Origin of the sequence: Bacillus gaemokensis (genome assembly GCF_001590835.1) — a bacterium.
Classification (GTDB): Bacteria; Bacillota; Bacilli; order Bacillales; family Bacillaceae_G; genus Bacillus_A; species Bacillus_A gaemokensis.
Window position 1 is genome coordinate 305,680 of sequence record NZ_LTAQ01000045.1, and the last position, 13,756, is coordinate 319,435.

9 protein-coding genes and 7 pseudogenes are annotated in these 13,756 nt (G+C 31.8%); 7 read left to right on the plus strand and 9 right to left on the minus strand.

Annotated features, from left to right (window positions below; translation table 11 throughout):
- Positions 1–197 precede the first annotated feature (197 nt).
- Together AZF08_RS32265 and AZF08_RS32050 are read left to right on the plus strand one after the other, a co-directional pair.
- Positions 198–428: pseudogene (locus AZF08_RS32265) on the plus strand (transposase); the annotation flags it as partial.
- A 612-nt stretch (positions 429–1,040) separates the two neighbouring features.
- Positions 1,041–1,228: pseudogene (locus AZF08_RS32050) on the plus strand (hypothetical protein).
- 730 nt (positions 1,229–1,958) lie between these two features.
- On the opposite strand, the pseudogene AZF08_RS31555 reads toward AZF08_RS32050, so the two are convergent.
- Positions 1,959–2,072 (minus strand): annotated as a pseudogene (locus AZF08_RS31555) (MarR family winged helix-turn-helix transcriptional regulator); the annotation flags it as partial.
- On the opposite strand from AZF08_RS31555, the pseudogene AZF08_RS22895 reads away from it, so the two are divergent.
- A pseudogene (locus AZF08_RS22895) lies at positions 2,028–2,356 on the plus strand (DDE-type integrase/transposase/recombinase); the annotation flags it as partial. The pseudogenes AZF08_RS31555 and AZF08_RS22895 sit on opposite strands and share 45 nt — an antisense overlap.
- Before the next feature lie 41 nt (positions 2,357–2,397).
- On the opposite strand, the gene AZF08_RS22900 reads toward AZF08_RS22895, so the two are convergent.
- Positions 2,398–3,045 carry a GNAT family N-acetyltransferase gene (locus AZF08_RS22900; protein ID WP_033678741.1) on the minus strand — a complete coding sequence of 216 codons (648 nt, stop codon included), beginning with the start codon at positions 3,043–3,045 and terminating at the stop codon, positions 2,398–2,400.
- Between the two features lie 224 nt (positions 3,046–3,269).
- Between AZF08_RS22900 and AZF08_RS22905 the strand changes: the two genes are divergently transcribed.
- Positions 3,270–4,085 (plus strand): MerR family transcriptional regulator, encoded by an 816-nt coding sequence (locus AZF08_RS22905; RefSeq protein WP_033678740.1) that lies wholly within the window; start codon positions 3,270–3,272, stop codon positions 4,083–4,085.
- 224 nt (positions 4,086–4,309) lie between these two features.
- On the opposite strand, the gene AZF08_RS22910 is transcribed toward AZF08_RS22905, so the two are convergent.
- From AZF08_RS22910 to AZF08_RS22935, 6 genes and pseudogenes are all read right to left on the minus strand, one after another.
- Positions 4,310–4,621 (minus strand): heavy metal-binding domain-containing protein, encoded by a 312-nt coding sequence (locus tag AZF08_RS22910; RefSeq protein WP_033678739.1) that lies wholly within the window; start codon positions 4,619–4,621, stop codon positions 4,310–4,312.
- Between the two features lie 158 nt (positions 4,622–4,779).
- The gene (locus tag AZF08_RS31560) at positions 4,780–6,054 is read right to left on the minus strand and encodes a hypothetical protein (protein ID WP_235190140.1); all 1,275 of its coding nucleotides are present in this window, start codon (positions 6,052–6,054) and stop codon (positions 4,780–4,782) included.
- Positions 6,055–6,538: 484 nt separating this feature from the next.
- The gene (locus AZF08_RS22920) at positions 6,539–7,033 is read right to left on the minus strand and encodes a DM13 domain-containing protein (protein WP_033678737.1); all 495 of its coding nucleotides are present in this window, start codon (positions 7,031–7,033) and stop codon (positions 6,539–6,541) included.
- A gap of 76 nt (positions 7,034–7,109) precedes the next feature.
- A pseudogene (locus AZF08_RS30220) lies at positions 7,110–7,743 on the minus strand (sensor histidine kinase); the annotation flags it as partial.
- Positions 7,744–8,398: 655 nt separating this feature from the next.
- Positions 8,399–9,673, minus strand: a complete 1,275-nt coding sequence (locus AZF08_RS22930; protein WP_033678735.1) for an MFS transporter — start codon at positions 9,671–9,673, stop codon at positions 8,399–8,401.
- A 465-nt stretch (positions 9,674–10,138) separates the two neighbouring features.
- Positions 10,139–10,504, minus strand: coding sequence for a DUF4180 domain-containing protein (locus AZF08_RS22935; protein WP_033678733.1), 366 nt, complete (start codon positions 10,502–10,504; stop codon positions 10,139–10,141).
- A 481-nt stretch (positions 10,505–10,985) separates the two neighbouring features.
- Between AZF08_RS22935 and AZF08_RS22940 the strand changes: the two are divergent.
- The 3 genes and pseudogenes from AZF08_RS22940 to AZF08_RS22945 all read left to right on the plus strand — a co-directional run.
- Positions 10,986–12,053: pseudogene (locus AZF08_RS22940) on the plus strand (IS4 family transposase); the annotation flags it as partial.
- A pseudogene (locus AZF08_RS29240) lies at positions 12,043–12,273 on the plus strand (IS110 family transposase); the annotation flags it as partial. The pseudogenes AZF08_RS22940 and AZF08_RS29240, both read left to right, overlap by 11 nt.
- A gap of 715 nt (positions 12,274–12,988) precedes the next feature.
- Positions 12,989–13,267: a hypothetical protein gene (locus AZF08_RS22945; protein ID WP_063177380.1), complete on the plus strand. Its 279-nt coding sequence runs from the start codon at positions 12,989–12,991 to the stop codon at positions 13,265–13,267.
- A gap of 164 nt (positions 13,268–13,431) precedes the next feature.
- On the opposite strand, the gene AZF08_RS22955 is transcribed toward AZF08_RS22945, so the two are convergent.
- Positions 13,432–13,665, minus strand: a complete 234-nt coding sequence (locus tag AZF08_RS22955) for a YuzF family protein (RefSeq protein ID WP_063177381.1) — start codon at positions 13,663–13,665, stop codon at positions 13,432–13,434.
- Positions 13,666–13,756: the final 91 nt, after the last annotated feature.

A 13,756-nucleotide genomic window follows, 5' to 3' on the forward strand; every position in this document is an offset into this window, starting at 1 on the left:
CCCCCTTACTATCATTTTTGCATAACTATATCTATCCAAAAAGGTCCACTACATATGTACTTTCTTTAACCAGCGGTATGGTTTTAGGCACCATTCATACAACTTTGATATCAAGAATGTGGTAAGCTTATATTCCTTTGACCCTTTTATTCAAAAGCCAATTAAACGATTCGTCTCAAATCCAAAACCAATATACTTCTTATTTTCAACGTATACGTATTGTAGATGCTACTATTTTTCAAGTCCCCAATCATTTGGCTCCTATTTATCCTGGTTCAGGAAAATGTGCACAAACAGCTGGTATTAAAATTCAGCTAGAGTATGATTTACATAGTGGAAAATTCCTCAATTTTCAAATGGAGCCAGGTAAAAATAATGATAAAACCTTTGGTACAGATGATTGTTTAGATACCTTATGCCCAGGAGATACCTATGAAATTCGGAAGGCCTATATTGGACAACAAAAATTTCCCTTCATCTGTTTGACCTCTTACAGAAAAACAGACGAAAATCCCATCGATATGAGAAAAAAACAGTCTTTGATATTTTAGATGTCGTTTATCAGTGTACTATATCCAATCTAAAGCAGAAAACTGCATAATCTTTAAAATACACCTTATCAAAGTTTATTTGGTATGCGTATTTTAAAAAACAAATAAACAAAATATAAAGCATGTAGATAACAAGAACGGAAGTTCATATAAAACCCACCCTTAGCTTGATGGGCATGGGGCGTCCCCCCTCTTAGAGGTATGAAAATAAAAAGTATTCGTAAAGGTATACCATTACAAACACTTTGATTAGACATCTGTATGAATTATTTAAGGGCGCAACACATTTGTGCCAAAACCAATAATCGTATACGTGTACTTTCTTAAGATAGATAAGTAATGTTTATGAACACATAAAAAAGGAAGAGAATTTTTATAATTCTCTTCCTTTTTTAGTAGGAAACTTTCATGTTCTTTAGTTGTTCAGTTTATCGAAAAATGCTGTAGAATTTTCCCTTTTTATTATAACAATATAAAATATATAAAAATATGAAATATTGCATATTGAAATGTATTGATAATCATGTAAGCGCTTACTATAATAAGAGTATAAAGATTCATCACATCTTAATACTCAAAAAAGAGGAGGAAATAATATGGAAATCGCAATGGCAGTTTTGAAATTTGTAGGTGGAGTACTTCCATTAGTTCAAGAACTTTTAAAAGCATTTATGTAAGTTTATCATTCAGCAATTATTTATAAGCAATATCATACAAATGATCTGTATATCAAAGATGAATTGATGTGCAGATCATTTGTGTGAGCAAACTTTAAACAAGAAAAAGAATCCCAGAAATCATAAGGGATTCTTTTTCTTTATGTGTAATTATTGCTTTAACATGATTGCTATCTATAATTGGTGTTATGTAAACCTTTGAGAAAAATATCTAATTTATCAGAATTTCATTTTTTTGTTTTACTCACTAAATAATTTATTAGATATCGAAAAAATAAAATTGCGCAAATGACAAATCCAATGGTTGCAATTCGATTAGATAACAATTCGGTTCCTTTTTCAGAATTGGGTAAAATCACATATACATTAAATGAATAATTCGAAACTATAAATATAAATGTTGCTCCTAATATCAGAAAAATACCAAATAAAAGGTAGCCCCGCATTTTATTAAACATATACATTCTCCTTTTTTAGGGAAACAAATACCACTTTTACAATCTAAATTCAAATTGTATGATATCAACTCTCTAATTGATTAAAATTCACTAAGAGCAAAATCACAAAATAGGGGTTTGTGTACATACCCATCAAGCTAATATTTGAGATACCCCCATAACAAAAATTTTGTTTCCATTTGGATAGAAAAATGCTTACTTATATCGTTTGGAGGATTATCTGTTTCTTAAGTTAATGAGCGTACGGTTAGTCCCCTTTATAAACTCTATATTTACCAGACAGGCCTTAACCTCGATGATAATTTACCTTCATTTGCTTCATAAACTAATTTTGTGAAATTTTCTTTAAGCATTTGCATTCGTTCAACACCTATGTTTTCAATCCAACCTATCCAGTATCGATTCAACAGTTGAACAACGAAAAAAGATGCCGGAAGGCACCCGAGTGAGACAAATAAAATATCTGAACAACATCGTGGAGCAAGATCATCGTTTTATTAAGAAACGTGTACGTTGTATGTTAGGATTTAAGTCGTATCAAACAGCCATCTCTATATTGAGTGGCATTGAAGCTATGCATATGATTAAAAAGAGACAGATTAATTTAGAAAACCAGTCTGTCCAAAATCAGAAAAAATTCATTCATCAAGTATTTGATCTTATAGCATAAGGGCGATTCTGTTAGGAATCTATTGTTATTTTTGTTCTTCATTATATATTTGCACCAGAATTAAAATTATAACAGTATAAAAATACATTAAGTTTTGCTTGAATTGAATCAAAATAAATTTCTTTTTCATTTATACGTTCAAAGTTTTGGCTGTCATAAAACCCATAGTTACATCTAGTATCTGTATATAGATATAAAGATTTCACATCCGTACTTTTCATATAATTAGACAAATGATTCATTAGAACCTTTCCAACCCCAAGACCTCTAGATTCCCCAGATACAATAAATAACTGTACACACCCTTGAAAATCATCTTCTTTTCCTTGTATAAGTTCTTTATATGTGTCTTGAACTTTCGAGAATTCTTTTATGAATTTTTTATTCTCCTTATTAGCCATGAGTACTTTAAGCATGGTATAGGCAAGACTTAAAGTATTATGAGCTTTCTTTAAACGATTTTTGTCTTTTTTTGAATCCCCCAAAATAACACCAATAATCTTATTGTGTCTTTCTGCTACTTTACTAAATGAACTTCCTAAAATACAACTTTGTAGATAGATGTTTAATATTGCATCTAAAAATTTCCTATCCTTAATAAATTCATTGAAGCCAAATGCTTCACCAATCAATTCTTTAACAGAATCATAATCCTCTTTAACTAGACTTCTATATATTACTTCATCCATGTTTATAAACTCCCTTTTATATACAAATTAAAAAAACGACATAAAAACACCCTTCTTTTTAGGGGGACGAGAGCAAGTAGCGGTCATGTTGTATTTTCCATAGCAGCGATTTATATGTCGAAAAATTAAAATGGATATATATAGTATTGTAAATAACTTATTATGATAATAAGGTCTCCTCTAAGGGGAGAGTCAACAAGAAAAATATAAAGGAAGTGATTAGGGTGAAAAACTTATTCTCTATTGGGGAAGTTGCTAAAATGAAAGGCATTACAATAAAAGCGTTAAGATATTACCATAAAATAGGTATTCTTATTCCAAAATATATTGATGAGATAACAGGTTATAGATATTATTCTATAGATCAATTTATTTATATAGATATTATAAAAAATTGTAGAGAGTTAAAAACTAGTATAGTAGAACTTCAAGAGATTTTTAAGGACTGTGATACTGATAAATTACTAAAATTTTTACAATTAAAAAGATATGAAGCAGAAGAAAACATAAATAAAATGCAAGAAATAATCAAAAGCATTGATACCTTAAATACGCAGGTAGAGAATTCTAAGGATATATTAAATCATGATGAAATATCTATTAAATTCTTTGAACAGCGTTATGTAATTGTAGCACCATGTAAAGAAGTAGGAAGCTTAAAGGAGCTACTTTACTATTCAGACCTAGAGAAAATCATTCAAGATAAAGAGTGGAAAATGTCAATGGAAAGAGGAATCATATATAACTTTAATTCAGATGGTAATGTAGAACCAAAATATGTTTTTAGTGGATTTCAAGGGAATTTTAATATAGAAGTTGAACAAAATGTAAAAATATTACCAAAGGGGAAGTATTTAACTTTAGCCTATAGTAAACATAATGAGGAGGAACGTAGAAGAAAAATAGTTAAATATGTAAAAGAAAATAATTTAAAAATTAAAAGTTTTATTGAAGTGGATTTATTTAATGATGTCTTCAATACAGAATCCTATAGTTGTCAAGTTCAAATGTTTATAGAAAATAATGAGGAAGTTGACTAAAGGTAAGTAGGTATCACAACAGGAAACACGGATGTGAATCCTAAAAAAGCTTGCGTATAAAAATTTTTTGGTCCTGGTGTAAGAAATCTATGAACATATAAAAAAGGAAGAGAATTTTTATAATTCTCTTCCTTTTTTATATTTTGTGATGTGTTCATAAACATAATTTCTCTATATTTATAGAAAATACATAACAACTATAGAAAAATCCACATTCTATCTATTTACACACGTACTGCTGTACCGCTTACGGCCACCATTAACATTCCATCACGAACGACTTCGTAGTCTACATCAATACCAACAATTGCATTTGCACCTTTTTGCTTCGCAAGAACTTTCATTTCTTCCATTGCAATATCACGTGCTTCTTTCAATTTACTTTCATATGCACCAGAACGGCCACCAACAACGTCACGAACAGAAGCAAATAGATCTCGTACGATATTTGCACCCATAATTGCTTCACCGTTTACAATGTCAATATACTCAATAATTTCTTTTCCTTGAATCGTAGAAGTTGTTGTTACAATCATTACTAGCACTCTCCTATAACATCTAAAATTTTATTATTTCTTATACTTTTATTATCACATTGAAATAGTAAATGAACTATCTAATTACCTTACATAAAGATGACACATTTGTAAGATTTCATAAGTGAAAAAAAATAAGGTGCCTTTTCCGTACCTCTTTATTTTTCTAGTACATCTGAACGAACTAGTTTTAAATCATCTGTTTTAATTGCACCTGTTGAAGTAGATGATGGTTTAACTTTTGTAGCTGTATCCCAATAACCGCCACCTTGCCAAAACTGTGCAAAAGGTGAATTTATTGTTTTATTTACAGCTCCCGCAGCGACTGATCCAGGTTTTAGGCTATACTCAGCAGTAACTTGATATAATGCTGCTGTAATCGTTTTATCAGTATCGTTAGTAAGACTAAATTTACGGGATACTGTTTGTTCTTCGCTTAGTGAGATACTTGTACCAAATGTACTTTGGAACTCATAACTTGCTCCAATTTCAAAAATATCTTCAATACCAAAACCAGCATTTACACCTACTGTGTGAGCAAATGATTGTGATTGTTCATTAGTCAACCCTGTTTTGATGTCAAATGTTACTTCATATCCTGTATTTTTTGCTGGAATTGATGCTGATCCACCAGGAACTTTCTTAAGATATTTCTTTTCAGTTAGTTCAGCGTCTTTTAGTGGATTAAACGGCGTCTTCGATGAATAACCAATTGTTACGGCCTTTTCAGCGCCCCAATTATTATCGCCCCAAATAACTTGGATTCCAAGCTCGTCTAAACTTTTCTTTCCAAATTCCTCTAGAATTGCTCGTTCTAAACCACCATTTCCTTGGAAAAATTCTGGCAACCAGAATGAATCTTCAGCTTCACTTTTTTCGTAATATTTAGATTGCAGTATTTTTTGCACATCAGGATCATTTGGATCTTGCGCATATCGAGTTTGGAAAAAGTTTTCTAATGTTTCCAGAACAAGTCCTTTTACAAAGGCCTCTCCATAAGTGCTTCCAAAATATTCTTCGACTTGGGATTCGGTATACCCCATAAATCCTAAATCATAATAAAATCTAGGTTTTGGATCCATATGTTTTAGTTCTTTGTTTCTCCAGTCCCCAATAATTTTATTGTTATTTGTATAAAAATAATCTAAATATACATATTCAAGCGGCTTTGCTTGCTTAATGTGAGGCGGTGTAACAGATGGAAAATTCGCTTTAATAATATTATTATTAATATAATCTGCATTAAATTCTTGGTTTACATTGGAATTTTCTTCGGATATCTGTCCCTCTTTAATATTTAATGATGGATTTTCTTTTTCAATAGAAGTAATTACGCTAGAAACTGAAGATACTGTACTTGCTTCTGCTTTTAAAGCAAAAACTGGACTTGCTAGAACAGCAAATGCTAATGCTGCAGGAATCACTTTTTTCATATGATCTCTCCCTTTCTTTTATCAACTCTACAAAAATACAAAAGATGAAATTATACCGTACATTGCTTATACTTTTTACTTCGGATTAAAATAAAATCAGCTTCGATATGTACATCTTAGTTTAAATATCTTTCTATACTATTTCACAAATGTTACAAATGTCTTTCATTGATTTTTTACGCAAAAACTCGAGGATAATTGTAACTAATCTCTGAAACTTGGACATACTGATACTAGCACTCTGAAAAAAATCAGTATGAAAAAGCACCTTGATTTCAAAAAAGGTGCTTTAGCAATAATGCTTGTTTTCTATATATTTACACACATATAGTTGTACCACTTACGACATCATTAATATTCTTTTACGAACGACCTCGTAGTCTATATCCCTACCAAGATTCTTCTGTATATCTTTTCATTTCGGAATTGCATTATAATCAGATTTAATTCAGATTTCACCAAAACCCCATTCCTATATCTCTTTTTACTTCTTAAAATGAGCCATACCAAAATTTTCATTAAATCTCTTACACCATATAGAAACTAAACCATATGTATTGATATCTACATCTTCAGGAATTTCATAGTTTTGAGATCCTTTGTTTCCCTTTAACTTACCTAATTCAATATATTTATAGTTTTTTACATCTTCATTATTTTTTAAACTTTCCGTAGGAACCAATACCACTCGAACATCTGGACCATTAGAGGTTTCAAAATTGGTAAGTCTTAGAACACGTTTCCCATCAGGTAATTGATAGATTGTTGCTACTCCAATGGTTTCATGAACGCCATTCTGAAACTGCCCTTTGCTTATTACTCGTTCTTGTTGTTGAACATCTTTTGATTTTATTTCTGTTTGTGGCAATGCTTCATTAATTTGCTTATCAATAAATAATTTTTCGGGACGGAATAAAAACCATAAAATTCCCCCAACCATTACAATTACTCCGATAAACAATAAATATTTTATTTTCATAATATAAAAATCCTCCTGTAACATAGTGCTTGTATGTATGTTAACAAGAAGGTCTATCATTTCTATAACATAACTATTACAAAAGTCTTTCGACCGTCTTATTTTTTTCCGATGTAACGGGAAGAGTAAACCAAAATTCACATCCCTGTTTCCCATCAGAACGATCTCGAACACCAATTGCTCCTTTGTGCATTTCAACTAGCAATTTTCCAATGGCTAGTCCGAGTCCAGACCCTTCAGATTGTGAATTTCTTGATGGATCTGTTCTAAAAAACGTTCAAATATACGTAATTGATCATTTAGAGCAATCCCTTCCCCTTCATCACGCAAAGTGAATTGGACTTGCTGTTTTTGTTTATTCTCCTCGACAATCAACTCGATTGTTCCATATATAGGAGAGTGCCGAATTGCATTATGTAATAAATTACTGATAACCCGTACTATTTTACATGACATAATCCAAAGTCGTGGCAATGTATCCAAAACGTGCAATTCTAAATGAATCTCTTTTTCCTTCAATAAGATAGCATGTAAATCTAGTACTTCTAACAGAATGCTGTCTACATATGTGAAACTTGGATGAAAAGTTTCTTGTCCAAGTTCTAACTTAGAAAGTTCAAACAAGTTATTAATCCACTGAATCTTTGTATTTCGTTTAGAATTGTCGTTAGATATTGCATTTTCATATCAGGATCTTCAATTAAATCATCCGCACTCATTGTTAATCCCAAAATTCGATCTTTTCTTCTCCCCTAACAGTTAAAATAATAAAAAGAGATTTTGGAAACATTTCAAGCTATTTTCAGCAAATTATAACTTATTTTGTATTTGTCATAATAATTTTCGACCTCCTGAATAATTTAATATATTTCAATACCTTAATATGTAATATTTCATATTACATTGTGGTTTATTTTGTTATAATTTTAAAAGTGAATTGTTCATCCAGCAATTCACAATAGTGTGTATCTATCTATTGATAATGCTAACCCTAATTACACACAAAGGGAGAAGAATGTTTATCATTCTTCTCCCTTTGTCTATAAAAAAATAGCCAACTTTCTCCAAAAAAGTTGGCCCATTCATTATAATTTGAATTCTCCTATACGAAGAAGCTTAATAACCACTTGCGAACGTTCTTTAACCCTTAGTTTTTGCATTGCATTGTTGATATAATTACGGACAAATCTATTAATAAAATACAACTTTAATCAGCGGAGGGCTTCATCCTCTACGAAGTTATTAAAAGGAAACATACTCCTTACAATTTTATATATCAAATTCTTCGATTTTTTTTAATAGATTTCCGTATGCGTTTTGCTATGTCAGTACAAATAAGCAACACTTTTGGGACTTCTATTTTATTTAATGTTCTTCACCTTTTCTAGACCATATCACAACAGGAATGAGTAATAAGGCTAAAGCTCCTCCAGCTAATGATAATGCTGTATAACTTGAATTAGCTACCACCATGCCGGACATCGCTCCACCAGAAGCCCCTGCCAACGCAATAAAAACATCTACTTTCCCTTGTGTCTTTGCACGTGTCGAAGGTTCTGTTGAATCAACAATTTGAGCAGTACCACTTATTAAACCAAAATTCCATCCTAATCCAAGTAAAGAAAGAGCAACGACCAGGAGTATTAAAGAATCGCTTGGTGCAATGGCAGCTAACACACCCGCAATAAGTAGTATAGCTCCGGACGCAATGCTCATTGCCATTCGACCAATCTTATCAACAAGGATTCCCGTAACGAGTGATGGAAGGTACATAGCCCCTACATGAAACCCAATGACAAGCCCCACTTCACTTAAGCCATGGTCATGGTGTTCCATATGTACGGGAGTCATAGTCATAATAGCAACCATGACAACTTGAGTAAGTATCATAACGATTGCCCCAACTGTAACGCCTCTTTTATTTGTTATTGATTTCTTAGTTATCGAATGTCCTTTATATGTATGCTTCTGTTTATATGTCTCTATCATGTTCGCTATAATTAATGGATCTGGACGAAGCATGACAAAAAGTACGAGACCTGCTAAAAGAAATGCAGCTGCTGATAATATGAAAGGACCAGCAAGTTCAGGAATACCAATAGAAAGAGCAAAACTCCCCATTACACCCACTAAGTTTGGTCCTGCTACTGCACCAAAGGTCGTCATAACCATTGTAATACTAATAGCAGTTGCCCGTTGCTTCTTATTCGCTAAGTCTGTACCGGCATAACGAGCTTGTAAATTTGTGGCTGTACCTGCACCATAAATCAGCAGGGAAACAAGTAAGAGAATAATACTATTTATTAAAGCGGAAATTACCACACCAATAGCCCCAAAACCTCCTACCATAAATCCTGTCGCGAGCCCTATTCGACGCCCATAACGTTGAGAAAGCCTTCCTACTACTAAAGCGGCTCCTGCCGATCCCATTGTAAATATAGCAGCTGGCAACCCTGCGAATGCATCTGTCCCAAGCATTTGCTGTGCAAGAAGTGCGCCTACCGTAATTCCAGCAGCTAACCCCGCACCACCAAACATTTGTGAAATACTTACGATTATTAACGTCCGTTTATATAACATTTTTTGTTCTTCTTCTGTATACATATGACTCCTTATTGAACCATCAGCTTTATCAAGCATTTTCTCACCTTCTTTATGAAAAATCCCCCCTTTTTTAAATGTACTATGATTAATGTTTCATATTCAATAGCATTTCCATCCGTTCTTTTAGTTCTAAAAGAGAAAAACAAAAAAACTGCCCAAATACTTTGATTTAAGACCGTTTTTTCTTAGGCACAAATATTTTCTATTTATAAAATTAAGATTATCCTATTTATTTACAAATGATACACATCACATTTTTAATATAATTACGCAGTAAACGTCAAGTAACTCCAAAATATTTGTGTGAGCAAACTTTAAACAAGAAAAAGAATCCTAGAAATCATAAGGGATTCTTTTTCTTTATGTGTAATTATTGCTTTAACATTTTTCTACCGATAACGGGATTTATGTTAACTACTACTGTATAAGATATACAAAATACAAATAAAAAATCTTTATAGAGTTAGCTACAAGATTCTACAAGGATTTTCTTATCCAAGACTATACGCTATGAAGAGTACTTAAAGCAGATTCCTTATCTTTTAAGAAGAATACTGCTTTGCCTTTATTACACTCATATATAAAATCTGCAAGGCTTTTACTATTGTATGTTTGGAAATCTCCAACAATAGCTAGCTTTATGCGGTAGTTCATATATTTTTGTAATATTTCACCCGCTAAACCAGTTTTTAATTCAAAAAATTGCTCTGCAACATTTAATTTGTTAATTAATATTTTTTGGCAACCATGTGCAAAATTAACTGTTGCCATCAAGTCTAATGCTCCTTGCACATCACCTATTACAATCTCTGAACTTTCTATGATAGCAATTTTAGAGTTACCTTTTTCATGAATACATATTTTCACTTTTATTCTCCCCCCCTTTAATAAAAATATAAATGAAAGTTTAGAAATAAGCACGATAGTATTGTTTTTTTATCCACCTCAGTATTAACTAATAGTTGAGTGTTGTTTCATATTAATATCACTTAAGGACTACGGATTCTACTGCTGTTGTATAGTATAAATGAAGCTATTTCTTTTGCTTTATTTTAGAAACTCCAAATCCAATAGCAACACCAATCATCATACCAAGAGCAAGGTTATTAATAAGCAACCCGAAAGTTGTCCCCAAACACATTCCTAGATATTCCAATTACCGTTTTTGCATCACTTTGTTTATTTTTATTCAAAAAGATATACTTCCTTTCTGCAGAATTATGAATTGTAAGTTTTAAGTAGGGGTCTCGCCACATCACCATCAACTTAAGAGATTTTAATACCCCAAAAGTACCAAAAAACGTTATCCTTTCTAAACAAGCTAAATTAGAAAAGATGACGTTTTCTTATGCATCTTTCGATTCAAGATGAATTACAATCATTTGCGGAAGAACTACAACGATATGTTACACCTGTATTCTTAGAAAAACTTGCAAGAGAAATCGGATTTATAAAACGAAAACGTAAGTTTTCTGGTTCAGACTTAGCTACTATTTGCATTTGGATTAGTCAACGGGTAGCAAGTGATCCCTTAGTTCGATTATGTAGTAGGCTTCATGCAGCTACTGGTACTTTACTCAGTCCTGAGGGCTTAAATAAACGCTTAAATACAAAAGCAGTTTTATTTTTAAAACATATTTTTTCTTTACTGTTACAACAAAAAGTATGTGAACAAACGCAAATTTCTAACCATTTTTTCTCATATTTCCAACGAATTTGTATCCTAGATGCCACCGTATTTCAAGTGCCAAATGCTTTAGAGAATGTATATCCAGGCTCTGGAGGATGTGCTCAAACAGCCGGAATCAAAATTCAATTAGAATATGATCTGCACAGTGGGGAATTTCTTAACTTTCAAGTTGGACCAGGAAAAAATAATGACAAAACATTTGGTACAGAGTGCTTAGATACCTTACGACCAGGGGATCTATGTATTCGTGATTTGGGTTATTTTTCATTGGAAGACTTAGATCAAATGGATCAACGAGGTACATACTATATTTCTCGTTTAAAATTAAACACGAATGTATATGTGAAAAATCCAAACCCAGAATACTTTAAAAATGGTGCAATTAAGAAACAATCGGAATACATACAAATTGATGTAAAACAGATTTTAAAACAACTACAACCTGGAGAAACATTTGAATTAAAAAATGCTTATATTGGTGATAAACAACAACTGTTTGCACGCGTCATTTTTAATCGATTAACAGAAAAACAACTTCAAAAACGACGAGCGAAGATTGCTGAAAAAGAAAAATCAAAAAATAGAGCGTACTCAGAGAAAAGTAAACTTATAGCGGGATTAAACGTGTACGTGACGAATACACCGTGGGAATGGGTTTCGATGGAACAAATACATGAGTTATATACTTTGCGTTGGCAAATAGAGATTATCTTTAAAACGTGGAAATAAACATTTACGGAAATTACTTTTCCTAATCATCCAAAACATGATTAAACTACGGCGTTACGGACGAAATCACATTATAGAATACTACGATAAATTAAAAACGCAACCATATAACAAATGTCATAAAGTTGCGTCCATTGCATGTGTAAATAAGTTATTGAAGCTTCTCCTTCACCTTATTACACACAATATACACTATGATTATCGATTAACAGCCTAACATCATAGTTTCATTCATCATACCATATTCTCCCCTAGTAAAAAATGAATCCATGTTAGGGGTATTTGGTATGCGTGAGAATGGATACCTACATTTTGTGATATCCAGTTCATCAAAAATCTAAAAATATAGGTTGACTAATCGTAAGAAATAACAAAGATTCTAATCCGCCTATTCCACCTACTACAGAAAAATGGGTGGAAATCTCATCGATATGAAAAGAAAACAGTCTTTGATATTATGGGTGTTGTCTATGAGTATAGTGGATTGGGAAAACAAAAGAGAGCTGCATAATTTTTGAAATTTGATTGATTGAGGTTTATTTGGCATGCTCATTTTTAAGGACAAAAAGTATTTTAAGAGTTTTTTAGTTCATTTNAAGAGAGCTGCATAATTTTTGAAATTTGATTGATTGAGGTTTATTTGGCATGCTCATTTTTAAGGACAAAAAGTATTTTAAGAGTTTTTTAGTTCATTTGAACGAAAGTTCATTTTGTTTCCGTTCTTAAGTTGATGGGCATGGGTCACCATACCAAAAAAAGAAAATTATACGTTTAGACATAAAATTGACGCATTTCGATTAGTTCCCTGTACGTTAAGGAATTAGTTTGTATATTTGAGGGGATGTGCGAGACAGGTGTAAATTTAGGGGAATCCAATATTTTCTATTCAAATATGATAGAATGGAAATATATCCAAAACGGAGGAAMAACAAATGAACTCAAACACAAAACAGTTTATTTATGATATCCAGCAAAGAAAGAACAATTATATGGAAAATGTATTAATAGCAATACAACACCCTAAAAAAGAGCTATCTGAACAGGTCATTCAAAATATAGTAGAGAAAATGGATATGATGATCAGTTTAGTTACTACTTACATGGCTATTGAATCAGAATCTATGAAAGAATTAAAAGAGCTTCAGGAAGAAATTATTCATGCTCAANATGGATATGATGATCAGTTTAGTTACTACTTACATGGCTATTGAATCAGAATCTATGAAAGAATTAAAAGAGCTTCAGGAAGAAATTATTCATGCTCAAGCATATATTCAAAAACGAAAATTTGAAGAAACACAGAGATAAAACCCTGTGTTTTTACTTGGTYGTYTATGACGCTAATCTKTTATAAATCAAATTAGATGTAATTTGATTATTGTTTTGGCATAATCCATACAATTTGTTGAATGCGTACAATATACGGTACCGTATCTTCAATGAGCAAATGATCTGGTTTCACATCCTTTAACTTTCCTCTTACATTACCTCTTACAGTTTCAATAACCACATRTTTACCAATTACTGATTGTAATGTCTGATATACGTAGGGATTAGGTACACTTACCATATTTTGTTCACTAAAGTCATTTCCCTCCAAATAACTCATTCTGTAAGACTCCTTTCTAACTTGCATTCTTTCTCTTAATATATGATATAAATCTTATAAATATGCTAGAAGGATAATTCATTATATGAAC

What these genes read in the sequence shown, in the direction of transcription:
- AZF08_RS22900 (WP_033678741.1), bottom strand. Translation starts at nt 3,045, where the DNA reads ATGGATGAAGTAATATATAGAAGTCTAGTTAAAGAGGATTATGATTCT.
- AZF08_RS22910 (WP_033678739.1), bottom strand. Translation starts at nt 4,621, where the DNA reads ATGATTGTAACAACAACTTCTACGATTCAAGGAAAAGAAATTATTGAG.
- AZF08_RS31560 (WP_235190140.1), bottom strand. Translation starts at nt 6,054, where the DNA reads ATGAAAAAAGTGATTCCTGCAGCATTAGCATTTGCTGTTCTAGCAAGT.
- AZF08_RS22920 (WP_033678737.1), bottom strand. Translation starts at nt 7,033, where the DNA reads ATGAAAATAAAATATTTATTGTTTATCGGAGTAATTGTAATGGTTGGG.
- AZF08_RS22930 (WP_033678735.1), bottom strand. Translation starts at nt 9,673, where the DNA reads ATGCTTGATAAAGCTGATGGTTCAATAAGGAGTCATATGTATACAGAA.